Below are 24526 nucleotides of genomic sequence, written 5' to 3'. Positions count from 1 at the left end.
AGTGAGGGTGGTGGCACACGAAAGCCAGAGGAAATCGGAAATCTGTGGACAGGAAGCCGATTGTGGATAAGTCGATTACTCCGAAGAGTGACGTTCGGTCGGTTCAACACCGCTCGGCACAGGAAAACGCTTCTCATTCCGGTCGATCTTCGCCGCCAGCGCGGCCAGTACGTCGATGCCGAGGACCTCACAGAACTGCAGCAGGTACGCCAGGACGTCCGCGACCTCGTCCGTGACGCGGAACGCCGTGTCGGTGTCCTCCATCACCCTCGCCGACTGCTCCGGCGTGAGCCACTGGAAGATCTCCAGGAGTTCGGAGGCCTCCACGCTCAGCGCGGCCGAGAGGTTCTTGGGGGTGTGGTAAGGCTCCCATGCCCGGGACGCCGCGAAGTCGGCCAGCCGACGCTGCAGTTGTGCTACATCCAGATCCGTCACGGGGTCAGGTCTACCACCGCCGCGCCCTCGACCCCGCGGGCCGCAGCCGCGGCAGCCTCCCCGACCGTCCCCAGCAGGCGCATGCGCCCGTCCGCGCAGACCGACGCCGCCAGCGCCAGCAGCTGCGCGGTCTGCCGCACGTCCAGGCTCCGGTCGAGTCCGTCCGCGAGGACGGTGAGGGCCTGCATGGCCGAGGGCACTTCAGCCGCCGGGTCCACCACCAGGGCATGGGGCCCGGTCAACAGCACGAGCGCGAAGGCCAGGTACCTCAGTTCGCCGTCCCCGAGGCGGCCGACAGGGGTGCTGCGGTCCGCTCCCCGGCTGGTCAGGGCCTGCACGGTCCCGTCCGCCAGACGCTCGACGGTCAGCCCCGTCACCCGGCCCGAGCACCCGGCGTCCGCAACGGCGACCAACCGCGCGTGCCGCTGGGCGCATCGGCTGTGGGTGCGGTGGAGGACATCGGCGAGGTTGTCGCAGGACGAGGTGAGCCTCCCCTCCCCGACGGGCACGGCGGCACACATCCGCCGCGGTCGAGGATCGCAGACGAAGGCCGACCGCAGTGCCACCACCACCTGTTCGGCGGCCGCCAGCACCCGGAGCTGCCCGTCGGTCGTCCCCGCCACCCGCAACGGCAGCAGCGCCGTGCCGAGTCGGTCGTCGGGGAAGGGTGCGCGCGTCACCGGCACCGAACCGGCGGTGTGCCAGGCAGCCTGGACGTGGGAACGCCGGGGATCCCGCAGTGCCGTGCTCAGCAGGGTCTCGCCGCAGTCGGCCAGCCGCTCCCCGACGATACGGAGCTCGGGATCGGCCTGCACGGCGAGATCCAGTCTCACCGGGCCGGCCGGGCCCTCCACCGTGCAGCCGAGCCTGAATCCGCGCCGCCCCTGCTCGTCGGCGCCGGCCCGTTCCGGGACCCAGGCCACCGGGTCGGGGAAGACCTCCTCCAGCGGATCACCCGCAGCCAGCCGCGCAAGGGCGTCGTAGGCACGAAGGGCGGTCGACTTCCCACTCCCGCTGGCCCCCGCGAGGAGCGTGAGCGGACCGAGCGGGATGACGGTCCGGCGGTGTGAGGCGAAGGCGTCGAGCCGGAGTTCGCCGACGAAGGGGCGTGCGGGCCGGGCCGCGCCTGACGGCGACGGAACCGTCCGCCCCGAGGAGATCACAGTCATGAGCGGACCGTACGCACGCCGGTGAGCGGCGAACCGTTCCGCCCGCACGACCTTCCTACGATTGAGGTACTCCCGCGGCGGTGACCCCCTCGACCTCCATGCCGACCGGAGCGAGCAGGAAGACGTTGCGGTCCACCCGGTGCATCCCGCTGCCCAGCCCGAAGACCACGCCGCTGCTGAAGTCGAGGATCCGTTTGGCCACGTCGTTCTCGGCGCCGGTCAGGTCCAGCAGGACCGGGATCTGTGCCACGAGGTATTCGGCCACCTCACGCGCGTCCGCGAACACCTGCACCCGCAGGACGACCAGACGCCGCTGCTCGACCGACTCCTGCCGATCGGGGACCGTCCTGTGATCGACCCGCGAAGGCCATTCGTTACGGCCCCTCAGGGGTACGACCTGGGCGAGCCCTTCCCACTGTTCGTCGGTGGCGTCGTACCTGTCGTACCTGTCGTACCTGCTCACAGAGCCACCCCGTCCCTGTGCCGGTTGGCTGTGCGCCGGCTGCGCTCGCTGTTCATCGGGCAATTCTCTCGTCCCTCACCCGTTCGGCGTACCACCGACACGGTTCGGGGCGTGATCGGCGGAGTCCGGAGCTTCCGCAGCATCCGGTTCGACGCGAGCGTCGTCCCGTTCGACGAGCGCGTCGTCAGGTCCCGCGAACGCGTCCTCCGGGTCCACGAACGCGTCGAGCGGGGTGAATCGCACGGGGAGATGGGCGAGCGCGCGGTGGAAGGGGCCCGGCCGCCAGACCAGCGCGCCGGGTTCGACCGCCAGTTCCAGGTCACAGAGCTGGCTGGTGATCTGTTCGATCGCCGTCGTCGCCATCAGCAGGGCGGACGGCTTGGCCGGGCAGCGGTGCGGGCCCGTCGACCACGCGAGGTGACCACCGTCACCGGACCGCACCGCGGTGCGCGGGACGGCCGGCGTCGACTGCGTGTTGGCGGCGGCGAACGAGACCAGTACGAGCTGCCCGGCGCGCAGCGGGACGCCGTGGAACTCGGTGTCGTACCGCGGGAAGTGAGCCCCCAGGTTGGCCAGGGGCGGGTCGCGCCAGAGCACGTCGTCGACCGCTTCGCGCGCGGTTGTGGCGCCGCCGTGCAGGGAGCCCCCGTACCCGGTGTCGCTGAGCATGCGCAGCAGCGCGTTGCCGATCAGGTTGGTCGTGGGGTCGTGGCCCACGCTCATGATGAGCGTGATCTGACGCACCGCCTCGTTGTCGTCGAGACCTGCCGGGTGGGCGAGCAGATACGTGGTGAGGTCACGGCCCGGTCTGCGCCGCCGTTCGGAGACCAGAGCGGAGACGACTGCCACGAGGTCCTCGTATGCCTCGGTCGCGTCCGCCCCGGAGTCCATCATTCCGGCCGTTCCTCGGACCACCCGCCGGACGTCCTCCGTGGCCACGCCGAAGGCGGCCGTGAAGACGTGCAGGGGGAGCCTGCGGGCGTACTGGGCGATGAGGTCACCGGTGCCGGTGGCCGAGAACTCGGCGATGAGCCGCTGGGAGACCCGGACGACCTCCGCGCGCAGCAGATGGGGTTCGATCAGGGCGAGGGTGTCGTTGATGGCGTCGCGGTAGCGGGCGTGGACGGCACCGTCGGTGAAGAGGGCGGTGGGCCGGTGGCCCAGCACCGGCAGGACCGGTGAGTCGGCCGGTACGCCCGCCTGCCAGGCGCGGGGATCCTTGGTGAAGGTCTCGGTGTCCCGCAGCAGGTCGGCGGCCGCGTGGTAGTCGGTGACCAGCATCGCGTCGATGTCCGGGGCGATGCGCACCCTGGCAAGCGGGCCCTGGGCACGCAGCCTGCGGTAGTGGCCGTGCGGATCGGCGGCGAAGCCGTCCCCGTACAGCGCGAGCGGTTCCAGGGGCGAGGGTGCGTTGCCCGGTGAAGTGCCTTTCGTGGAGGGGGTCATGGCGAATCCTGGGACGTGGGCAGAGAGGTCAGCGCGTGCTCGGCGAGGGCGATCAGGGCGTCGATGCCGCCACGGCGTTCGCGGGCGTCGCACTGCACGAGCGGGGTGCGGGGGTCGAGGTCGAGGTGCTTGCGCAGGACCTCGTCCGCGTGGGCGGGGGCGTCGGGGAAGCGGTTCACGGCGACGGCGTAGGGGAGCCCCTGCTCCTCCACCATGTCCATGACGGCGAAGGAGTCCTCGAGTCGACGGGTGTCGATCATGACGAGGGCGCCGAGCGCACCGCGCGCTATGTCCTCCCAGAGGGGGAGGAACCGGTCCTGGCCCGGGGTCCCGAACATGTAGAGGACCAGGTCGTCCTGGACGGTGAGCCTGCCGAAGTCGACGGCGACCGTGGTCGTGTTCTTCTCCGGGAGTCCGGCGGTGTCGTCGAGTCCGGCGCTGGACTGCGTCATCACCTCTTCCGTGTGCAGGGTCGGGATCTCCGACAGGGTGCGGATCAGGGTCGTCTTGCCCACGCCGAAGGGACCCGTGACGACGAGTTTCATCAGGGTCTCGGCGGCACTCGGCAGATAGCCGATGCCGCCCCGGTCAGTGGAGGGAGCGGAGTCCAACGAGGAGCCTCTCGACGAGCGACCGGTCGATCTCACCGGCGCTGGGGATCGGTGGTCGAGCGTGCAGATGTCCTGCGGCCACGAGGTCCGTGGTGAGGAAGACAGTGGCGCTGACCGGCAGGTCCAGATGGGCGGCGCATTCGACGACGGTGAGGGCTCCCGGCTCCAGGAGCTCACACAGTCTGCGCTGCTCGGAACCGCTTTCCGGCGGCAGGGCCGAGTCCGTGCGGATGAGCACGGCGAGCCGGTCGAGCGCGGGGCCGGTGGGAGTGGAACGGCCACCGGTGACCAGGTAGGCGGGAATCAGGCGGCGCCCTGGGCCGGAGGTCATGGCCGGGTGACGGAGTCCGGTTGGCGGGTGGGGGCGTGCATGGCCCGGGTCAGCGCGGTGACCTGCACCTGCATCTGGTACGCGATGTTCCCCAGGTGCGCGTCGGGGGCCGCGAACAGGGCCAGAGTGGTGTTCCGGCCGGCCGGTACGACGACTGCGAAGCCCAGGTCGGACTCCACGACCGTCTGGGCCAGGCGCGGCGACTCGGCCTCCGTGAAGGCGGTGGTGAAGGCACGGGACGCCGCGTGAAGGGTTGCCGTCATGGCGGCGACGCGTTCGGCGGACGCACGGTCCAGCCCGGGCGAAGCGCCCTCGACGAGCCCGTCGCCGGTGGCGACCACGGCGTGCTGCACTCCGGGCAGCTCCAGAAGGGGGGTCAGCACCCAGGCGAGATCACCGGCGGTGGGGGTCGTGCTCACGTCTCGTCGTCTCCTTGGTCGTCCGATGGGGATGCTGAGGGGGCCGGCGCCGTGGGTGCGGGCGCCTGCCTGCCGCTGAGGGTGCCCGCCTGCAGGGCGGCCCAGGCCGATCCGGCCTGCTCGGGCGTACGGAGCGGGGGCTCTTCGACCGCCTGCCGCTTTGCCGTCGGCTCCGTCGGGGAGCCCGACCTGCGTGCTTTGCGGCGCCGGGTGGGCAGTCCTGCCGGACGCACCGGCCCCTCGTCGGCGGACGCGGGTTCGGATGCGGGCGAGGGCGCGTCGGCTCCGGCGGGTGCGGAGGACACGGCGGGTGCCGCGGGTTCGGACGAAGCGGGTTCGGACGAAGCGGGTTCGGACGAAGCGGGTTCGGACGAATCCGGCCCGGGCGGGGCTCCCACGGCCTCGGGTGACCCGCCGGGCGGGGAATCCTCGGCCGCGGCGCCGGACCCCCGCCCGAGCACCGGCTTCGGCGCGAGCACGGACAGGGTGCGGTCGTCGTGAATCACCGTCAGCAGGTGGGCAGGGATGCGCAGCATCGTGCGCATCCCCCCGTACGGCGACGACTCGATGTGGCAGCTGAAGCCGTACCGCGCGATGAGCCGACCCACCACGGCGAAGCCGGTCTGCGGCGGGTCACCGAGCTCGGTGAGCAGCACCTCGGAGGGGCCTGACAGCAGCGAGCGGGCCCGCTTCAGCGCGTCGTCGTCCATGCCGATACCGGCGTCGTCCACCAGGATCATGGCCCCCCGCCCCGCGGTCTGCTGGACCGTGACGGGTACCTCGGTGTCCGGGTGCGAGTACGCCGTGGCGTTGGCCAGCAGCTCGGCGAGCGCGATCGCGAGGGGTTCGGCGGCCCGGGCGACCAGCGCGAGCCGCTCCTGGCGCAGGTGGTTGGCCACCTTGATCCGCTCGTAGCCCGCGACCCGGGACTGGGCACCGAGCACGACCTCGACGAGCGAGGAGTTCTGCCGGGCGAGTCCCGGCCAGGCGTCGCAGAGCACGGCCGTGGCCTGGGTGCGGCGCATCGCGAGTTCGTTGCGGAAGTCCAGCTGGAGGATCCGCGGGTCGTCGTACTCGTGCTGGAGCTCGTGCAGCAGGTGCTGCGACTGGTTGAGCAGCGACTGGATCTTCGCGGAGCTGCCGCGCATGGCCGAGCGCGCTGCCGCGTCGACACGTCCGCGTTCCTCCAGGACCGCCGTGCGCGCGGCCTCCACGGCCTCGGCCAGCAGGCGAGCCGCGTCACCGTCGATCCCGGCGGCCTCCTTGAGTCCGGGAACCGGTGCGGCCCGGTGGGAGAGTGCCGTGGCCACGGCGGGTATCCGCACCCGGGCGAGCTGGCGGATCTCCTCGGTGAGGGCGAGCATGCGGGCCTTGGCCGCCTTGGCCTGACGTTCGGCCAGCTCGGTGCGGGCGGACGCGCCGTACGCCTCCCGTTCGGCCTGAAAGGTGCGGGCGGACGACCACACAGCCACGACGACGGCGATCAGCGCCACGATCCATGCCATCTCGATTCACCGCGTCTCTGTTGTCGGGAACGGTCGTCGGCCCACCGCGCGACGGGATGTCCGGCACCGGCGGGACGCCCGGCCGCCGCCTCGGTGGGCTGTCACGCCGGCCCGCCGGCACAAGACGCGTCGGTCTCGTGGGCGACCGCGGCCACGTCGGCCATCACCTCCAGGACACCGGGGAGTCCGGAGCCGTCGAGATGTCGGTATTCGCTTCCGATGGTCACCACGAGCCGCTCCGGCAGGCCGAGAGCCGGGTAACGGGCCTCACCGATCACCCGGCGGGCCGCCTCGACGGCGGGTACCCCCGCCGCGTGCAGGGCGTGGGCCCGTTCGCGTACGTACGCGAGGTAGCCCATGTGCTCCCGCACTCCGGCCGGGTCGAGCACCGGTCCGTGCCCTGGCACGATCACCTCGGCTCCGGTGGCCAGGACGCGTTCGCATGCCTCGATGACGTTGCTCAGGGGGCCCGCCCAGTGCACCGGGTGGTCACCGGGCTGCTGAGGGGTGGAGGAGAAGATGACGTCCCCGCTGAACACCGCGCGTTGAGCGGGGAGATGGACGATCAGGTCACCCCCTGTGTGCGCGGGAGGCAGCGACGACAACTGGACCGTGTACTCCCCCAGGGTGAGTTCGAGCTCACCGCTGAAGTAGGTGCTCGGCCGCACTTCCTCGGTGGTCGACCAGTCGAAGGCTCCGAAGTGGCGGCCGAGATAGGCCCCGAGGGGTGTGGACGGATCACTTCCGGCCACCAGGGCGTGCTGCTGCTGCGGGGTGGGGTCGTAGTGGATGTGCTCCCGCGCCTCCCGGGTCGCGATGATCTCCGCGCCCGGAAGCACTCCCGCACCCCAGAAGTGGTCCCCGTTGGCGTGGGTGACGATCACCCGGTCGATGTCCACCCCGTCGGGCAGCCGCTTCTGGCTCTCCGCCAGGAACTGACCGGCCAGGAAAGGATCGTAGGGGGTGTCGATCCACAGCGCGCCGCGCGAGGAGACGAGCAGCCCGCAGTTGGCCAGCCCCCAGCCCCGCTTCGGCGGGAGCCATGCGTACAGGCCCCTGCCGAGGTCCACGACATCCCCAACCGTGATCGACATGTGGTGATTATGCCGACCACGGTCCGGTCGCGCGTTCGAACTCGGTCAACGTGTCGGCGTGATGACGTGAAATCGCCCCTGCTCCGAAGCGCACGGTGCGCGCCGGTGACCGTCCGGGGTTGCCGTAGATCGTCCGCACGGGGGATTTTTGGGGCATGGGCGATATACCGGTCATCGAGTTCGCGTCGCACCATCGATACCCGCACGGGGGCGACGGAACCGGATCGGGCCAACTACCCACCGGGTATGGCTGAAAACAGCCGCTAAACGGATCATGAAGACGCTAGCCGATTGCTTGTTCTTGCTCGTTTGACCCATGTAACATGCAGAATCGAGCAAGCGGGCCAGAATTGACCACGCCCGCATCGATTTCACCCACCCCACCCCACCGGGTGCGAGCAGCAGCGGAAGCGGAGTGCGGACATGTCCCATGTCGAGACCGAGACAGCAAGCCAGCCGGAGTGCTGGCGCCGCGCCGCGGAGGTCGCCGCCGACCGGAAGGCGGCTCTGCCCGCCACCGGTGAGCGCATCGCCGTCGTGGGCTGCGGGACGTCGTATTACATGGCCCAGGCGTACGCCTCGCTCCGCGAGGCCTCCGGGCAGGGTGAGTCGGACGCGTACGCCGCCTCGGAGTTCCCCTTCGGACGCACCTACGACCGCGTCGTCGCGCTGACGCGTTCGGGGACGACGACCGAGGTGCTCGACCTGGTGACCCGGCTGCGGGGTACCACCCGGACGGTCGCGGTGACCGCCGACCCGCGGACTCCGGTGATGGCCGCCGCCGACGAGGTGGTCGTGCTCGACTTCGCCGACGAGCGGTCCGTGGTCCAGACGAGGTTCGCGACCACCGCGCTGACCCTGCTCCGCGCCCATCTCGGTCTGCACACCGAGCAGGTCGTCCGGGACGCCGAGACCGCTCTGGCGGAGCCGCTGCCCGAAGGCCTCCTGGAATGCACCCAGTTCAGCTTCCTGGGGCGGGGCTGGACGGTGGGCGTCGCCAACGAGGCGGCGCTCAAGATGAAGGAGGCGTCCCTGTCCTGGACGGAGTCGTACCCGGCGATGGAGTACCGCCACGGCCCCATCAGTATCGCCACGGCCGGCACCGCGACGTGGATGTTCGGCACCGCTCCGGAGGGGCTGCTGGAGCAGGTGCGGGAGACCGGCGCCCGCTGGGTGGAGAGCGGATTGGACCCGCTGGCCGATCTGGTCAGGGTCCAGCGGCTGGCGATCGCCCGCGCGGCGGTCCGTGGCCTCGACCCCGATCTGCCGCGCCACCTGACGCGGTCGGTGGTGCTGGGCACGGCGGCCGGGGCCTGAAGCCGTCAGCGCATGCCGCGTACCGGGCCGGCGAGCAGCCCGGTACGCACCTCCGACCGTGGGTCAGGCCTCTTCGAAGTAGGCGTCCAGCGCCTCGTCGAGCTCCGCCGTCCACGTCTTCAGATCGCTTCGGGCGCCTGCCTCGACCTCGGCGTTGAACCACCGGCGGCTCGACAGGTGGACCGTCACGGTGAATCGGCGTCCGAAGCGGCCGGTCTTCACCTCGACCGCGCCGATCTCGGCCCAGTCGAAGTCCGCCTGCTGGTCGTCGAGCCGGAAGCGGACGCCCTCGGCGTCCACGCTGATGGATCCGCGCCGGTCGCTGACCTCGAAGACGGGGCCGTCCTTCTTGTCGGCGCCCTCGGCCGGCGTCTGGCCCTCCCGGGCACGCGCGCTGTCAGGAGCTCCGCCGCCGTCCGGCAGCGCTTCGCCGTCAGGGGCCGCCCCGGCGGCGGTCGGATCGTCCACGACCTCCTCGGCCGCCTCCTCCGCGACGGCGTCCACGACCTCGGCCTCCGGGGGCTCCTCGGGCGCCTCCTTCTCCGCTTCCGCCCCCGTCCGCGCGGGGGCAGGGGCCGTCAGGCCGGGGATGTACGCCGGGTCTGTCCCCGCGGCGAACTCTGGCTTGGTCTTCGAATCTATGCGCTGCTCCACGGCGGGCAGTATGGACGACGAACCTGTACGAGACCAGTCACCCCGGCTCCACCGGGCCTGTCGTCGGGCTGACAGCCGACGTGACACGCGGGCCGCCGGCCGTCGGGCACCGGTGCGCCCGAACACGAACGACGGGTGGTGCGGGTTCCGCCGAACCCGCACCACCCGTCAGTCCTGTCCCTCCACCACACGTCCGTGCGTCAGCGGTTCCGCCTCGGCAAGGACTCAGTAGGCACTGAAGACGTTGTCGATCGAGCCGTACTTGTCGGCGGCGTAGTTGCACGCGGCCGTGATGTTGGCGACCGGGTCGTAGCTGTCCGTCGAGGTACCGGGCACGTGGTACGCCTCGAAGGTCGGGTCGATGACCTGCAGCAGGCCCTTCGACGGGATACCCGCAGCGGCGTTCGAGTCCCAGTTGTTGATGGCCTGCGGGTTACCGCCGGACTCGCGGATGATGTTGCGGTGGATGCCGTCGTACGAGCCGGGGATGCCGTTCTCGGCCATGACGGCGAGCGACTCCTTGATCCAGCCGTCGAGGTCGTCCGTGTACGCGGCCGGCTCGGCGGCCGGAGCGGCTTCGGCGGCAGGCGCACCCTCCGAGGCGACGGAGGTGCTCGTGCGCTCCGAACGGTCGGCGCGGTCAGCGCCTTCCTCGGCACGGTCGGACGAGGCGGAGGCCTTGGATTCAGCCTTGTCCGCCGACTTCTCGGCCTTGGCGCCGATCGTCAGCTTCAGACCGGGGTGAATCAGGTCCGGGTTTCCACCGACGACCTTCTGGTTGTCCTCGTACAGGGCCTTCCAGCCACCGCTGACGGAATGCTCGCGTGCGATCTTGGCGAGGGTGTCACCCAAGACCACGGAATAGCTCGCGGACTCGGACTTCTGCGCGGCAATTCCCTTGCCGGCAGCGGGAGTCGATGTCACAGCCTTTTCGACGGCGACCGGCTGGGCCGGGGCGGCGAAGGCGCTGGTCGCACCGATGACGGGGAGGGCCAGGGCGGCTCCGCCCGTGCTCACGGCGATGATGCCGCGGGTGAGTGAACTGGTCCTGAAACGACGGTTCTTACCGTTTTCGGGCATGCTGAATTCCTCTCCGCCGCCTGCGAAGTGAGCTGTCGGGTTCGAGCTGGAGATGCTCGGCCGCACACGAATGCGACTTCACCCCGAGCCGCCCCGGAAAACGGGTCGGCGCTTACTTGGGTCCCCCGCTCCTGCCGTACGAGAAGTGGTCGGGTAACCGGACGGCGGCAGGATTCGGCGTTCCGCCCGGAATGATGGTGACCGTAGGCGAGAAATAGGGAAAGGAACAAGCCTGATCCGGTGATCACAATTCATTCGCAAGATCCATTGAACGGAATTCATGTAATCCACCGCACATCACGCCACCCGCTCCTCTTGGCACGCAAGGGAACCGACCGGCGGACTCTCACGTCCGGAGCCCATGAAGTGACGCTGGTCACGGAGTCCGATTCGGGTGTTTTGCTCCCACGCGAAGGGGTCCAGGTCACACGAAATGGCCTTTTATGGATTACGGGATTAAATTCCAAAAAACATTGCAAATCGGTCATATGGCTCATGGATGTTGCCGCTGGGCATACCTCGAGCGGCGGCGTGGAAGCGATCCGCCCATGACTGAACGTCCGCACACCTCGGCCCCACGGATCACGGTCCTGCCCGTCCAGCCCGGGGATCCGCCGTTCCGCATCGTCGAGATCGACGGAGAGGTCATCGGGAGCGCGACCGCCATGACGGACGTGCTGATCGCCGCCGCGACGGCGGGCATTCCGGTACACGACCTCGACGACCCGGCCGCCGTCCGATGGGTCGGGGGCGGCAAACTCAGGTGGAAGCCGCACTGAGCGGACCGCGGCCGGCCGGGCAGCGCGGCATTCGATCCCCGAACACCACGGGACGGCTCCTCCTGAACCCATGACGCCCCGCAGCGGTCCGGCGGACCGCTGCGGGCCGAGGTGCGGAGCGCCCCGGACCGCAGCGGTATCGCGGTCCGGGGCGGCCCTTCCGCGTCAGTCCTGGATACGGATGGCGAGTGCCGGGCAGACGGCCGCCGCCTGCTGGACGTCGTCGGCCCGGGCCGCGGGCGGCGCCGGGTCGAGCAGCACGGCGATGCCGTCTTCGTCCTGGTCGAACACATCGTCGGCTGCGACCACACACTGTCCGGACGCCACGCACTTGTCCTGGTCGAGAATCACCTTCACATGCACTCCTTCGTCGGTGGTGTCACGGTGGGTCGGGCGCGTCAGAAGCGATCACCAGGCCACGGGCAGTCCGTGTACGCCGTAGACGGCCCCGTCGTGCTTGAACGACAGCTCCTCCAGGGCCGCGTCCAACCGCAGGGTCGGGATCCGGCGGTAGAGGGTGCTGTAGACGACTTGCAGCTCCATACGTGCCAACGGCTGTCCGAGGCACTGGTGCACGCCGAATCCGAACGCGACGTGGCGCCGCGCGTCGCGCCGGAGGTCGAGCCGGTCAGGGTCGGCGAAGACCGCTGGGTCGCGGTTGCCGATGTCGTTGGGCACGATGATCCCCTCGCCCGCCCGGATGACCTCGCCCGCGATCTCGATGTCCTCAAGAGCGACGCGACGGCGCCCGCTGTGGGTGATGTTCAGGTAGCGCAACAGCTCCTCGACGGCGCCGGAGACCGCCTTGGGGTCCTCGGTCCCGCGGAGGAGGGCGAGCTGGTCGGGGTGTTCGAGCAGGGCGAGGGTGCCCAGAGCGATCATGTTCGCGGTGGTCTCGTGCCCGGCGAGCAGCAGGAGCACGCCGGTCTCGGCGGCCTCCCGGCGGGACAGCTCGCCCGCCTCGACCCGGGTGCCGAGCCCCGAAAGGAGGTCGCCCGCGGGCCGGGCCATCTTGTGGCCCATCAGCTCGTCCAGATACCCGATCAGATTGCCGTGGGCCCCGGCGCGTACCTCGGGAGCCGCGCTGCGACTGATCAGAATCTTGCTGTTCTCCTGGAAGAAGTCGTGGTCGGCGTACGGCACTCCGAGCAGTTCGCAGATCACGAGCGAGGGGACGGGGAGCGCGAACGCCGGGACGAGGTCGGCCCGCGGGGGCCCGGCCAGCATCTCGTCGATCAGTCCGTCCACGATCCTCCGGACGGCCGGGCGCAGCGCCTCGACCCGTTTGATCGTGAAGGGGGCGGTGACCATCCTTCGCCGGCGGGCGTGTTCGGGGTCGTCCATGAGGATGAAGCTGAAGCTCGTTCCCCTCAAGGGCGCGGGGCTGGGGTAGCCGGCCCGTGTGACGTCGGCGCTGATCCTCGGGTCGGCGAGGAGTGCGCGCTGCTCGGCGTAGCGGGTCACCAGCCAGGGGGTGCTCCCGTCCCACAGGCCGACCTTCCTCAGGGCCCCCTGCTCCTGTTCGGTCCTCAGCGCGGGCGGCGGGTCGAACGGGCAGTCTTTCGCCCGGGCCATCGGGAACTCAGGGACCGGAGGCGTGTGCGCCTCTTCCGGACGTACGGTGCTGGTCATCGCTTCCTCACTTCGTCGTGCGGGTGACCTGCCGTCGGCAGCTGTCTCGGCGCGGACGGTTCGAGTGCCCGGACCGCCGATTGGCGGCTCGGTTACGTCGGTTCGGGAGCACTCCGGCGGAGGCCATGGCTGTGCGGTCGCGCCGGGGGCAGGCCACGAATCGTCAGCGCCGCGGGAGCGGAGGGGGACGGGCACCGTCAGCGGCCCTACGTGACCGGCGCCGTCCAGAGGCCGACGACGGCGTCGATCAGTCCGGTGGCCGTGTCGTGCCAGTTGCCGCAGGGCGTGGAGGTGCTCCCGGCGAGAGCGCGTTCACGCTCGGCACAGGTGCGAAGGATCAGGATGCGTGACATGGCGGCCCGCTCGATGTGGACGTCGGCCGGCAGGTCCGGCAGGCAGCGGTTCAGCCCTTCGAGGGTTCTCAGTGTCGGCGGACAGGCGAGCGACTCCTCGGTCACGATGTCCTGCCGGGCGGGATCGGCCATGGCCTGGGCGCAGAACCGCGCGAACCAGGTGGGGCTCCCAGGCGCGGCGAGGTGCTCGGTGGTGGGGCGCACCGGACAGGCCACCCACTCCCCCGATGTCCGTGGGGTCCTCGATACCGGCGAGCAGACGGGCGCGGGCCTCCTCGATCTGTCTGCTGTGCTTCCGGGTGATCGCCCGCACCAGGTCGGCCTTCGTCCCGAAGTGATAGCCGACCGCGGCGTTGTTGCCCTGCTGCGCGGCTTCGCTGACCCGGCGGTCGGACACCGCGTACGCCGCGCTCGGCGAACAGCCGTTCCGCGGCGTGCAGGATCCGCTCCCTGGTCCCGCTGACCTGCTCGGCCCGCACCGTGCGTTCCATGCGCCGTCTCCTCGGTCGAGGGCGTCTCGGGGTATCCAGGCAATCCGGGAGCGCCTCACCGGTCAAGCGACTGATTCAAGAATGGCCGAGATGGTTACGCGCCCGGCCCCGCAGGGTCTGCGGCGGCCTTCGACACCGGCGCCGCCTGCGGCGAGGAGCGTACGGGTGGGGGTGGTTCCGCTTCAGGACCCGGCGAGCCGAGCGCAGTCGGTGGTCTGCGCGGGCCGGGAGCGCACAGCTCGGCGGGACCCGTGATTGGCGCAAAGCGACTGGGGCACCCACGCGACTTCCGCCACCCCGAGGGCCACGCATCTGCGAGGCCTGAACGCCGTGCACATTGTAAATGCGAGCATGTTCAACTTATTGTGTCGCACATGCAGTCCTACACCATCGGGCAGGCGGCACGCCTTCTCGGCGTGAGCCCGGACACCGCCCGCCGCTGGGCGGACGCGGGCCGGGTGGCGACCCATCGGGACGAGAGCGGGCGTCGTCTCGTCGACGGCCGTGATCTGGCCGCGTTCTCCGTCGAGGTCGCCCAGGCGGGCCCCGGCGAGGAAGAGGTCCCCTACACCTCGGCGCGCAATGCCTTCCCCGGCATCGTCACCGCGGTGAAGCTCGGTGACGTCGCGGCCCAGGTCGAGATCCAGGCCGGTCCGCACCGTCTCGTCTCGCTCCTGACCCGGGAAGCCGTGGAGGAGCTGGGACTCGAGGTCGGCATGCAGGCCACGGCCCGCGTGAAGTCGACCAGCGTGCACATCGACCGCGCCTGACGAGGCACCAGCCGCCGCGCGGCGGCCCCTGACCGAGGAGTTCTCCCGATGTCCTTCACCCTCACCGGCCGCCGGGGCGGCGCCGTGGCCCTGCCCGCGGTGCTGCTCGCCACCCTGACCGCGTGCGGCGGCGGCGACGACAGCGCCTCCGGCGAGGCGAAGACCCGGCTGACCGTGCTGGCCGCCTCGTCCCTGACCGACGTCTTCGCGACCGCCGGCGCCGCGTACGAGAAGGAGCACCCCGGCACGAGGGTGACGTTCTCCTTCGCGGGGTCGCAGGAGCTCGCGGCCCAGGTCGGGCAGGGCGCGCCCGCGGACGCGCTGGTCACCGCCGACACCAGGACGATGGACGGTCTGGCGGCGGACACCGGCAGACCCACGGTCATCGCGAAGAACCGTCTGGTCATCGCCACCGCCGAAGGGAACCCCGGCAAGGTCGAGCGTCTTGCGGACCTCGCGGATCCCGCACTGAAGGTGGTCCTGGCCGCACCCGAGGTACCGGTCGGCCGCTACGGCCGGCAGATCCTCGACGCCCAGAAGATCGACGTGAAGCCGGTCTCCCAGGAACCCAATGTCCGCGCCGTCCTCAGCAAGGTCGAACTCGGGGAGGCGGACGCCGGTCTCGTCTACCGGACGGACGCCGCCGCGGCCACCGACAAGGTCGACGCGATCGACATCCCCGACGCGCAGAACGCAATCGCCTCCTATCCGGCCGCGACACTCAAGTCGTCCGAGAACAGCAAGGCCGCGGCCGCGTTCGTGTCCTGGCTGTCCACGCCCGAGGCGCAGAAGATCCTCCGGGGCGCGGGATTCCAGAAGCCGTGAAGACCAGGACGGACCCGTGGGACAAGGCGATGAAACAGTTCCGCAGCCGCCCCTCGGGCCCCCGTACCCCGTTGGCCCTGGCGGTTCCCGCACTGCTCGCGGTCGTGTTCCTGATGCTGCCGCTGGCCGGCATCCTGGCGCGCACGAACTGGGGAGAGCTCGGCACGCATCTGACCGGTCCCGGCACCACCCAGGCCCTGAGACTGTCGCTCCTAGTCTCGGGCTGGGCGCTCGGGCTCTCCCTCGTGCTGGGCGTGCCCCTGGCCTGGCTGCTGGCCCGCGTCGACTTCCCCGGCAAGGCCCTCGTGCGCTCGCTCGTCCTGCTGCCGATGGTGCTCCCGCCGACCGTCGGCGGCGTGGCCCTGCTGCTCGCGTTCGGGCGACGGGGGCTGCTCGGGCCCTGGCTGGAGGACGCGTTCGGCCTCACGCTGCCGTTCCACACTTCCGGGGCGGTCCTCGCCGCGGCCTTCGTCGCGATGCCGTTCCTCGTCATCAGCCTCGAAGGGGCCCTGAGCGGCCTGCATCCCCGCTACGAGGAGACGGCCGCGTCCCTGGGCGCCTCACCGGTGCGGGTGTTCTTCACGGTGACGCTGCCCATGGTGGCTCCGGGCCTGGCCGCGGGGGCGGCACTGACCTGGGCACGGGCGCTGGGGGAGTTCGGCGCGACCATCACCTTCGCGGGCAACCTGCCGGGCACCACGCAGACCCTGCCGCTGCAGGTGTATCTGCTGCTCCAGGACTCCCCGGAGGCGGCCACCTCCGTCTCGCTGCTCCTGCTGGTCATCGCGATGGCGGTGCTCTTCGCCCTGCGCGGACGATGGGCCGGGACACCCCGTGCCGCCGCGCCGCCGCACCGCCCCGTGGAGCCGGATCCGGGGCGGTCCGCGAACGACCCGGTTCCCCCCTCCGCTCCCCCGGGGCCCCGCGAGAGCTGGCCGCTGCGCGCCGAAGTCACCGGTTTCAACCAGCTCACCCTCGAAGCGGAGCCGGGTACGACGATCGCCGTTGTCGGCCCGAACGGCGCGGGCAAGACGACCCTGTTGCGCGCGTTGCTCGGCCTGACGCCGCGTGCCCACGCCGCGCTGCGCCTCGGGGACACCGACACCGGCAGTCTGCCCCCGCACCGGCGGGGCGTCGCGTGGGTCCCGCAGGACGGCGCCCTGTTCCCGCACCTCTCCGCACTGGCCAACACCGCTTACGGGCTCCGCGCCCACGGGGTTTCGCGCGCGGAGGCCAGGGACAGTGCCCGTCAGTGGCTCGACCGCCTCGGCGTAGGACACCTGGCCTCCCGCAGGCCCGCGCAGCTCTCCGGCGGCCAGGCACAGCGCGTCGCGCTCGCCCGCGCGCTCGCCGCGCGCCCCCGGCTGCTGCTCCTGGACGAACCGCTCGCCGCCCTCGACCAGACGACCCGCGCCCACGTGCGCCATACCCTGCGCACCCACCTCGACGGCTTCGGAGGCGTCTGCCTGATCGTCACGCACGATCCGGTCGAGGCCGTCTCGCTGGCCGACCGCGTCCTCGTGCTCGACGAGGGCCGGGCCCTTCAGGACGCGGCGCCCGGCGAGGTCACCCGTCATCCGCGCTCCCCCTGGGTCGCCAGGATGCTCGGGCGCAACGCCTGGCCGGGGACGGCCACGGCGGAGGGCCTCGGGCTCCGCGGCGGGGGCCACCTGGTCGCCGCGGAGCCACTGCCCGCCGGAACCCCCGCCCTCGCCGTCATCGGTCCCGAAGCCGTCTCCGTGCACCGCGAGAAGCCGAGTGGCAGCCCGCGCAACGTCTGGCCGGGTACGGTGCGCGAGATCACCGCCAGCGGCAGCCGGCTGCGTGTCCTGGTCTCCTCACCGAAGGCTCCCGACCTCGTCGCGGAGATCACCCCGCAGGCCGCCGCCGAACTCGGCCTCGCCGACGGGGTGTCGGTCTGGACCAGTGTGAAGGCGACCGAGGCGACCCTCGTCCCCCGGTAGGGGCCGTCGGGCCGCCACCGGTCCGGCAGCGGCTCTCGAGCCACCCGTCCGGCAGCGACCGTGAGGCGGCCGTCCGGCCGGGGACCCGTCAGACCATCAGTCCGGCGGCGACTGTGGCGCCCAGTTCCCAGCACGCCTCGGTGTCGGTCCTGCCCGGCTCACCGGTGACCGTCACCGCGTCGGCCGCACGGCGCCAGCCGAGGCCGGTGGTGATCGTCTCGATGCCCCGTACGGCACCGGTGACGTCGTTGCCGCCGTGCACCCAGTAGCCGAAGGGCCGGCCCTTCGTCGTGTCCAGGCAGGGGTAGTAGACCTGGTCGAAGAAGTGCTTCAGGGCGCCGGACATGTAGCCGAGGTTCGCGGGGGTACCGAGCAGATAGCCGTCGGCGGCGAGCACGTCGGACGCCGTCGCGGAGAGCGCGGCCCGCCGCACGACCCGTACGCCCTCGATGTCCTCCGTCGTCGCACCGGCGACCACCGCTTCGAACAGCGCCTGGCAGTTGGGCGAGGGCGTGTGATGCACGATCAGCAGAGTGGCCACGTGCCGAACCTACCTGTCGTACGGGGTGGGTGCCGGTGCCGATGCGGCCGACGGAGCCGGGAGACGTTCCCGCTGAGCTCTCTGCGGCTGGCTCGGGCCGCCTTCCCGAAGGGGGGCCGGCGATCCGGATCCGGGGCGGGCCGGGGACGCCGTTCCGCGATGAGGAGTGCGCGGACCTGTTCCCCGCGCGGTAGGCCCGAGCGGTCGCCGGGCCCGCTCGCCATGGTGTTGGTTCGCAGTTCGTGGAAGGCCTGGCTGACCGGTGGGCCGCGGGGGCGGTGCGGGCGGGAATCGACTTCGCGTACGCGCTCGTAACGGATCTGACCGATCCGGGCTTGGACCTCTCGGTGCTGTCGGAGTTCGGACGGGAGAGCCCGGTACGTGCTTCAGCTCGCACCGGGCTCGACATCTGAATTCGCCGACAGCGCGCGGAGGGGCAGGCCGCGGGCCGTGTGTGCCGGCTCAGCCGCCGGCACGGAAGCCCCGCAGGCGCAGGCTGTTGCCGACGACGAAGACCGAGGAGAAGGCCATGGCCGCTCCCGCGATCATCGGGTTGAGCAGGCCGGCCGCGGCGAGCGGGAGGGCCGCCACGTTGTAGGCGAAGGCCCAGAACAGATTCGAGCGGATCGTTCCCAGCGTCCTGCGGGAGAGCCGGATCGCGTCGGCCGCCACCCGCAGGTCCCCGCGTACGAGCGTCAGGTCCCCCGCCTCGATGGCGGCGTCCGTGCCGGTCCCCATCGACAGGCCCAGGTCCGCCTGGGCGAGCGCGGCGGCGTCGTTGACACCGTCGCCCACCATGGCGACGCTGCGGCCTTCGGCCTGGAGCTTCCTTACGACCTCGGCCTTGTCCTGCGGCATGACCTCGGCGATGACCTCGTCGATGCCCACCTGGGCCGCGACGGATTCGGCGACCGCCTTGTTGTCACCGGTCAGCAGAACTGGTGTCAGACCCAGGCCGCGCAGCCGCTCGACTGCTTCGGCGCTGGTGTCCTTGACCGCGTCGGCGACCTCCAGGACCGCACGCGCCTCGCCGTCCCAGGCGACCGCGACGACGGTCTTCCCCTCCTTCTCGGCCGCGTCCTTGGCGTTCCTGAGCTCCTGGGGAAGCTCGACGGCCCACTCTGCCAACAGCTTCTCGCGGCCGACGAGCACGGCACGGCCCTCGACGACGCCCTGGACACCGAGACCGGGGACGTTGGCGAAGTCCTCGGGAACGGGCAGCGCGCCCACCGTCCCTGCGGCACCCTCGGCGACGGCCCGGGCGATCGGGTGTTCGGAGGAGTGCTCCAACGCACCTGCGAGACGCAGCACTTCGGCCTCATCCGTGGCCCCGGCGGTGTGCACCCTCAGCAGCGTCATGCGCCCTGTGGTGACGGTGCCCGTCTTGTCGAGGAGGATCGTGTCGGCTCTGCGGGTGGTCTCCAGGACCTCCGGTCCCTTGATCAGGATGCCGAGCTGGGCCCCGCGACCGGTGCCGACGAGCAGGGCGGTGGGCGTGGCCAGGCCCAGTGCGCAGGGGCAGGCGATGATCAGCACGGCGACGGCCGCGGTGAAGGCGGCGGTGAGTCCGGCGCCCGAGCCGAGCCAGAATCCGAGCGTCGCGAGGGCCAGCCCGATGACGACCGGTACGAAGACGGCGGAGATCCGGTCCGCGAGGCGCTGTGCGGCGGCCTTGCCGTTCTGTGCCTCCTCCACGAGCGCGGCCATCCGGGCCAGCTGGGTGTCGGCGCCGACCCTGGTGGCCTCGACGACCAGACGGCCGCCGGCGTTGAGGGTCGCACCCGTGACGGCGTCACCGGTGGCGACCTCGATGGGTACCGACTCGCCGGTGAGCATCGAGACGTCGACGGCGGAGGAGCCCTCCACCACCGTCCCGTCCGTGGCGATCTTCTCGCCGGGGCGGACCAGGAAGCGGTCCCCGACACTCAGATCCGCCGTGGGCAGGGTGGTCTCCCGGCCCTCGCGCAGCACGGTGACCTCCTTGGCCCCAAGCTCCATGAGCGCTCTGAGCGCCGCGCCCGCCTTGCGCTTCGAGCGTGCCTCGAAGTACCGGCCGGCCAGGATGAAGGCCGTGACACCGGCAGCGGCCTCCAGGTAGATGTTTCCCGCCCCGTCGCTTCGGCTGATCGTGAATTCGAAGGGATGCGTCATGCCCGGCATGCCGGCCGTTCCGAAGAAGAGCGCCCACAACGACCACAGGAACGCGGCCGACGTACCGACCGAGATCAGGGTGTCCATGGTGGCCGCGCCGTGCCGGGCGTTGGTCCAGGCGGCACGGTGGAAGGGCCAGGCGGCGTACGTGACGACCGGCGCGGCGAGCGTGAGTGAGAGCCACTGCCAGTACTCGAACTGGAGGGCCGGGACCATCGCCATCGCGATGACCGGCGCGGCGAGCAGCGCCGCGGTGAGGAGCCGCTGACGCAAGGACCTCAGCTCGGCGCCGGCCGACTCCTCCTCGCCCGGGCCGACGGCGGGTGCGTCGGCGCTCGCGGGGCGGGGCGGGGCGGGGCGCCTGGCGGTGTAACCGGTGGCCTCGACCGTGGCGATGAGGTCGTCCACCGAGACGCCGTCGGCGAAGGCGACTCCGGCCTTCTCCGTGGCGTAGTTGACGGTGGCCTCGACCCCTTCCATGCGGTTGAGCTTCTTCTCGATCCGGGCCGCGCACGAGGCACAGGTCATCCCGCCGATGGCGAGCTCGACCCGGGCGGCGCCGGGCTTCGTGGGAGTCATCGACTACTCCTCTCCGAACGGGGCCAGTATACCCCTCATGGGTATACTCTGCGATGCCCAACATATACCCCCTACCCGTATATGCAGCAAGCCTCGCCCGACTCGGTTACACATACCCCCAGCGGGTATACGATCGAAGGCGTCGGGCCATCGCGGGCCCTCCGCGCACAGAGCACAGGAGCAGTCATGAACCCCGCCGCGAAGATCACCGCTTTCACCGCCGCACTCGCGGCCTCCTTCGGAGCCGCCTACGGCATCGGGGCTGCCGTCGGCCCCGGGGCGGGTTCCGCCGAGCCCGCCGAGAGCACCGCTCACGCGGAGAGCGCCGGCCCCGGCGCCGGCGACTCCCCCGCCGGGGGTCTCCAGATCACCGAGGGCGGGTACACGCTCGACCTCAGGCCCCCTCGCCTGGAGGCAGCGCAGCCGGGTGAGCTGCGCTTCACCATCCGGGACCGGGCGGGTCGGCAGGTCACGGCGTTTCAACGCGAGCACGACAAGGAACTGCACCTGATCCTCGCCTCACGCGATATGGCCACCTACCGCCACCTGCATCCCACCCGGGCGGACGACGGCACGTGGAGCACCCCGGTCAAGTTGCCCGCGGCGGGTGACTACCGGGTCTTCGCCGACTTCACACCGGCCGGCGAGAACGCCGCCGACCTGACGCTGGGCGCGGACCTGGCCGTATCCGGGCCCTACAAGGCGGCGGAACCCCCGAAGCCGTCCCGGACCGCCTCGGTCGACGGGTACACGGTCTCCCTGAACGGCACCCTGCGCCCCGAGGCGCCGGAGCACATCACCTTCAGCGTGCGGAAGGACGGCCGGCCCGTCACCGACCTGCAGCCCTATCTGGGCGCGTACGGTCATCTCGTCGCCCTGCGCGCAGGCGACCTCGCCTACCTCCACGTCCACCCCGACGGCGAACCCGGCGACGGCTCCACGAAGCCGGGGCCGGAGGTCTCCTTCACCGCGACCGCGCCCAGCCCCGCCACCTACCGGCTGTTCCTGGACTTCAAGCACGACGGCACCGTCCGGACGGCGGCCTTCACCGTTCCGTCCGGAGAGGCGACGACCCCCCACCCGACGGCCCCCTCGGCGGAACCCGAGGACGGACATGGGGACGGACCGTCGGACAGGGACGAGGACGGAGGCCACGGGCACTGACGTCCACCCCGAGGACCTCACCCGACGGGCCCGCGCTCGGCCCTCGATGCACCCCGGCCGCGCGTCCTGTCCGTCGTCCAGGTGCTGCCGCGACGGAAGGGCACGACGAGGCCCCGACCCCGGAGGTCGATGTGCAGATCGTCGACGGGTCGGGGCGCCGGTGACCGGCAGTCGGCGACGAGGTCCGGGATCAGGCCGATCGGACCCGCGACGGCGCGCGCGAGCTGATGCAGCGCGGATGATGAGCAGTCAACGCCACGCGTCACGCGTCGACTTGGGCCGCAGCCGACCAAGCCCCTCCGAACCGGATGCCGTAGTGCCGCTTCGCCGACCCTTACGGTCGTCGGCAGCCGGCACGAACGGGCACGAACGGGCCTGCCTCCGCAGCGGGACTCGCCCCCGGGGAAAGGGGCTTCAGCGATGGGGCGTCGGCGAGCTCGCGGCGGCGGGAACGTGCGGTCCGGGCCGGCCTCAACGCGGGACCGACCGCACAGGAGGGTGCACACGGTTCGAGGGGACTGGCACGCAGGACGGCTCCCCGCACCCGGGGGCGCGGGGAGCCGTCCTGGTCGGCCGACGGACGGTCAGCCGTTGTTCTTCCAGTTCTGCCGGTTGCAGTACCCGTCGTCCGAGGAGGTGTGCAGGCACACCAGGAACTCGTGCGTCCCGCCCTCGGGGATGTCGTACGCACCGCCCATGCTCGCCCGCTTGGTCACGCACTTACCGTTGCCGCCGGCCTGAAGGCTGTAGCGCGTGCCGCCACCGGCCTCCTTGACCCAGCCCTTGGCTGCCATGCCGTCGGCATCGGTGTCGCACACCTTGACGATGTCGCCGTACTTGGTGAACTCCATCGTCCCGCCCGGGACGATGAAGTGTCCCAGCGTGGTCATCTTGTAGTCCGCGGCGACGGCGGCGTTGGCCCCGAGGAACGAGAACGCGGCGGCTGCGGCGAGCACGGTGACTACTTTACGAGTCTTCAAGAGAACCCCCTGGTCAGAAATGAATACCAGCGGACGGTATCAAGAAAATCGAATACACGTATTAATTTAATAGCGGTATATGTGAACAGAAAAGGACAATACGCTTCACCCGGACCGCGACCGCTTCGACGGCGCGGCCCGTGTTCGTGCCGTCGCCCAAGGAGAGTCGCATCGGGACGAGTTGGTTCGTGGCCGCGCAGGGAGCAGCCATACACCAGAGGGCCGTATGAGACCGTGTGCACGGTTCGTTCGTGCCGGGCGTACGGTCCCTGCCACGAGCGGGGCCGCGTGAACCCTCCTGCGGCTCCTGGGAGTTCGGGACGAGCCGCCGTTCTCGGCTCGTCCCACGCCGCGACCCGCCCTGGGCAGTTCACGCCAGGCTCTGCCTCCGCCGGACAGAGCCTGGCCGCCCGCGACCCGAAGCGCCTATCGCACCAGGCAGGGCCGCTTGGCATCGAAGGTCCAGCCGGGTACGAGGTACTGCATGGCGTCGGCGTCGTCCCGCGCGCCCAACGCCTTCTCCAGGTAGAGCTCGTGGGCGGCGTGGAGGCGGTCGATGTCCAGCTCGACGCCCAGGCCCGGGGCGTCGGGAACGGCGATCTCACCGTCGGTGATGCGGGGCGGGTCGACGGTCAGCCGCTCGAGGCCCTCCTGCCAGATCCAGTGCGTGTCCAGGGCGTTGTACTCACCCGGTGCGGCGGCACCGCAGTGCGTGATCATGGCGAGTGAGATGTCGAAGTGGTTGTTGGAGTGACAGCCCCAGGTGAGGCCCATCGCGTTGCACAGCTGGGCCACGCGCACGGAGCCCTGCATGGTCCAGAAGTGCGGGTCGGCGAGCGGGATGGAGACCGACTGCAGGGCCAGGGCGTGGGTCAGCTGCCGCCAGTCGGTGGCGATCATGTTGGTCGCGGTGGGAAGGCCCGTCGCACGGCGGAACTCGGCGAGGACCTCGCGCCCCGAGTAGCCGTCCTCCGCCCCGCAGGGGTCCTCGGCGTAGGCGAGTGTGCCCACCAGCGGGGAGCAGAGCTCGATGGCCTCGCGCAGTGACCAGGCGCCGTTCGGGTCCAGGGTGATCCGTGCCGAGGGGAAGCGGTCCTTGAGCGCGCGTACTGCCTCGACCTCCTCCGCGCCCGCGAGGACTCCGCCCTTCAGCTTGAAGTCCTTGAAGCCGTAGAGGTCGTAGGCGGCCTCGGCCTGACGCACGATCGCCGCGGGGGTGAGGGCCTCCTCGTGCCGGATGCGGTACCAGTCGACGTCGGACCCGGGTTCGCGGACGTACGGCAGGTCCGTGCGGTCGGGGTCACCGACGTAGAAGAGATAGCCCAGCACCCGTACGGAGTCCCGCTGCTGACCGTCGCCGAGGAGCGCCGCCACCGGCACGTCGAGGTGCTGGCCCAGCAGGTCGAGCAGGGCCGACTCGACGGCCGTGACGGCGTGGACGGTGGTCCGCAGGTCGAAGGTCTGGGCGCCCCTCCCGCCCGAGTCACGGTCCGCGAACCGGCTCCCGATCTCGCGCAGGACACGCTTGTGGTCGCCCACCTTCGCGCCGACGACCAGCGCCTCGGCATCCCGCAGGGTCTGGGTGATCTTCTCGCCCCCGGGCACCTCACCCAGTCCCGTACGGCCCTCGGAGTCCGTCAGGACGACGATGTTGCGGGTGAAGAAGGGGCCGTGGGCACCGGAGAGGTTCAGCTCCATGCAGTCGCGGCCCGCGACGGGATAGACGGCGAAGTGGGTGATGGTCGGCTGGTTCATGCTGGTCGGCTCCTTATG

23 protein-coding genes, 1 pseudogene and 1 riboswitch are annotated in these 24526 nt (G+C 71.0%); of the genes and pseudogenes, 6 read left to right on the top strand and 18 right to left on the bottom strand.

What is annotated here, in order from left to right; genetic code table 11:
* Window positions 1-75: 75 nt before the first annotated feature.
* From JOC24_RS19885 to JOC24_RS19845, 9 genes are all read right to left on the bottom strand, one after another.
* Window positions 76-435: a nucleotide pyrophosphohydrolase gene (locus JOC24_RS19885; RefSeq protein ID WP_205021686.1), complete on the bottom strand. Its 360-nt coding sequence runs from the start codon at window positions 433-435 to the stop codon at window positions 76-78.
* On the bottom strand, window positions 432-1652 hold the full coding sequence (locus JOC24_RS19880) for an AAA family ATPase (RefSeq protein WP_205021685.1): 1221 nt from the start codon (window positions 1650-1652) through the stop codon (window positions 432-434). Before JOC24_RS19880 ends, JOC24_RS19885 begins: the two co-directional genes overlap by 4 nt.
* A 7-nt stretch (window positions 1653-1659) precedes the next feature.
* The gene (locus JOC24_RS19875; RefSeq protein ID WP_205021684.1) at window positions 1660-2067 is read right to left on the bottom strand and encodes a cell division protein SepF; all 408 of its coding nucleotides are present in this window, start codon (window positions 2065-2067) and stop codon (window positions 1660-1662) included.
* 75 nt (window positions 2068-2142) lie between these two features.
* Complete coding sequence (locus JOC24_RS19870; protein ID WP_239580690.1) at window positions 2143-3513, bottom strand: cytochrome P450; 1371 nt, start codon at window positions 3511-3513, stop codon at window positions 2143-2145.
* The gene (locus JOC24_RS19865; RefSeq protein ID WP_205021683.1) at window positions 3510-4124 is read right to left on the bottom strand and encodes a GTP-binding protein; all 615 of its coding nucleotides are present in this window, start codon (window positions 4122-4124) and stop codon (window positions 3510-3512) included. The genes JOC24_RS19870 and JOC24_RS19865 overlap by 4 nt, the downstream gene beginning before the upstream one ends.
* Window positions 4102-4455: a DUF742 domain-containing protein gene (locus tag JOC24_RS19860; RefSeq protein ID WP_205021682.1), complete on the bottom strand. Its 354-nt coding sequence runs from the start codon at window positions 4453-4455 to the stop codon at window positions 4102-4104. Before JOC24_RS19860 ends, JOC24_RS19865 begins: the two co-directional genes overlap by 23 nt.
* Entirely contained in the window at window positions 4452-4874 is a 423-nt protein-coding gene (locus JOC24_RS19855) for a roadblock/LC7 domain-containing protein (protein WP_205021681.1), read from the bottom strand. The genes JOC24_RS19860 and JOC24_RS19855 overlap by 4 nt, the downstream gene beginning before the upstream one ends.
* Entirely contained in the window at window positions 4871-6379 is a 1509-nt protein-coding gene (locus JOC24_RS19850) for an ATP-binding protein (RefSeq protein WP_205021680.1), read from the bottom strand. The genes JOC24_RS19855 and JOC24_RS19850 overlap by 4 nt, the downstream gene beginning before the upstream one ends.
* 101 nt (window positions 6380-6480) lie before the next feature.
* Entirely contained in the window at window positions 6481-7473 is a 993-nt protein-coding gene (locus JOC24_RS19845; RefSeq protein ID WP_205021679.1) for an MBL fold metallo-hydrolase, read from the bottom strand.
* Between the two features lie 423 nt (window positions 7474-7896).
* On the opposite strand from JOC24_RS19845, the gene JOC24_RS19840 reads away from it, so the two are divergent.
* The gene (locus JOC24_RS19840; protein ID WP_205021678.1) at window positions 7897-8790 is read left to right on the top strand and encodes an SIS domain-containing protein; all 894 of its coding nucleotides are present in this window, start codon (window positions 7897-7899) and stop codon (window positions 8788-8790) included.
* A gap of 63 nt (window positions 8791-8853) precedes the next feature.
* Here JOC24_RS19840 and JOC24_RS19835 read toward each other — a convergent pair whose 3' ends face one another.
* Window positions 8854-9444: a hypothetical protein gene (locus tag JOC24_RS19835; protein ID WP_205021677.1), complete on the bottom strand. Its 591-nt coding sequence runs from the start codon at window positions 9442-9444 to the stop codon at window positions 8854-8856.
* Between the two features lie 225 nt (window positions 9445-9669).
* Entirely contained in the window at window positions 9670-10524 is an 855-nt protein-coding gene (locus JOC24_RS19830; RefSeq protein ID WP_205021676.1) for a transglycosylase SLT domain-containing protein, read from the bottom strand.
* 4 nt (window positions 10525-10528) lie between these two features.
* Window positions 10529-10714, bottom strand: a riboswitch (cyclic di-AMP (ydaO/yuaA leader).
* A 358-nt stretch (window positions 10715-11072) separates the two neighbouring features.
* On the opposite strand from JOC24_RS19830, the gene JOC24_RS19825 reads away from it, so the two are divergent.
* A complete protein-coding gene (locus tag JOC24_RS19825; protein ID WP_205021675.1) occupies window positions 11073-11303 on the top strand; it encodes a hypothetical protein in 231 nt (76 codons plus the stop codon).
* Between the two features lie 165 nt (window positions 11304-11468).
* Here JOC24_RS19825 and JOC24_RS19820 read toward each other — a convergent pair whose 3' ends face one another.
* The 3 genes and pseudogenes from JOC24_RS19820 to JOC24_RS19810 form a co-directional block, all read right to left on the bottom strand.
* A complete protein-coding gene (locus JOC24_RS19820; protein ID WP_205021674.1) occupies window positions 11469-11660 on the bottom strand; it encodes a ferredoxin in 192 nt (63 codons plus the stop codon).
* A 51-nt stretch (window positions 11661-11711) separates the two neighbouring features.
* Window positions 11712-12935, bottom strand: a complete 1224-nt coding sequence (locus JOC24_RS19815; RefSeq protein WP_205021673.1) for a cytochrome P450 — start codon at window positions 12933-12935, stop codon at window positions 11712-11714.
* Between the two features lie 206 nt (window positions 12936-13141).
* Window positions 13142-13779, bottom strand: a pseudogene (locus JOC24_RS19810) (TetR/AcrR family transcriptional regulator).
* Window positions 13780-14153: 374 nt separating this feature from the next.
* Here JOC24_RS19810 and JOC24_RS19805 point away from each other — a divergent pair.
* Genes JOC24_RS19805 through JOC24_RS19795 form a run of 3 tightly spaced genes read left to right on the top strand, consistent with a single transcriptional unit; the run spans window position 14154 to window position 17338 of the window.
* The gene (locus JOC24_RS19805) at window positions 14154-14549 is read left to right on the top strand and encodes a TOBE domain-containing protein (RefSeq protein ID WP_205021672.1); all 396 of its coding nucleotides are present in this window, start codon (window positions 14154-14156) and stop codon (window positions 14547-14549) included.
* A gap of 48 nt (window positions 14550-14597) precedes the next feature.
* On the top strand, window positions 14598-15374 hold the full coding sequence (modA, locus tag JOC24_RS19800; protein ID WP_205021671.1) for a molybdate ABC transporter substrate-binding protein: 777 nt from the start codon (window positions 14598-14600) through the stop codon (window positions 15372-15374).
* Window positions 15375-15403: 29 nt separating this feature from the next.
* Complete coding sequence (locus JOC24_RS19795; RefSeq protein WP_205021783.1) at window positions 15404-17338, top strand: ABC transporter permease; 1935 nt, start codon at window positions 15404-15406, stop codon at window positions 17336-17338.
* A gap of 88 nt (window positions 17339-17426) precedes the next feature.
* Here the strand turns inward: JOC24_RS19795 and JOC24_RS19790 are convergent, their stop codons facing one another.
* Complete coding sequence (locus tag JOC24_RS19790; RefSeq protein ID WP_205021670.1) at window positions 17427-17879, bottom strand: flavodoxin family protein; 453 nt, start codon at window positions 17877-17879, stop codon at window positions 17427-17429.
* Between the two features lie 462 nt (window positions 17880-18341).
* Window positions 18342-20609, bottom strand: coding sequence for a heavy metal translocating P-type ATPase (locus JOC24_RS19785; protein WP_205021669.1), 2268 nt, complete (start codon window positions 20607-20609; stop codon window positions 18342-18344).
* Window positions 20610-20795: 186 nt separating this feature from the next.
* Here JOC24_RS19785 and JOC24_RS19780 point away from each other — a divergent pair, with 186 nt between their 5' ends.
* Window positions 20796-21773 carry a hypothetical protein gene (locus JOC24_RS19780; RefSeq protein ID WP_205021668.1) on the top strand — a complete coding sequence of 326 codons (978 nt, stop codon included), beginning with the start codon at window positions 20796-20798 and terminating at the stop codon, window positions 21771-21773.
* Window positions 21774-22357: 584 nt separating this feature from the next.
* On the opposite strand, the gene JOC24_RS19775 is transcribed toward JOC24_RS19780, so the two are convergent.
* Window positions 22358-22729, bottom strand: a complete 372-nt coding sequence (locus JOC24_RS19775) for a hypothetical protein (protein ID WP_205021667.1) — start codon at window positions 22727-22729, stop codon at window positions 22358-22360.
* Window positions 22730-23179: 450 nt separating this feature from the next.
* The gene (locus tag JOC24_RS19770) at window positions 23180-24508 is read right to left on the bottom strand and encodes an enolase C-terminal domain-like protein (RefSeq protein ID WP_205021666.1); all 1329 of its coding nucleotides are present in this window, start codon (window positions 24506-24508) and stop codon (window positions 23180-23182) included.
* Window positions 24509-24526 lie beyond the last annotated feature (18 nt).

This window comes from Streptomyces sp. HB132, from assembly GCF_016909575.1.
Taxonomy (GTDB): Bacteria; Actinomycetota; Actinomycetes; order Streptomycetales; family Streptomycetaceae; genus Streptomyces.
The sequence above is the reverse complement of the archived record's forward strand: the minus strand, read 5'-3'. Positions and strand labels throughout refer to the sequence as shown.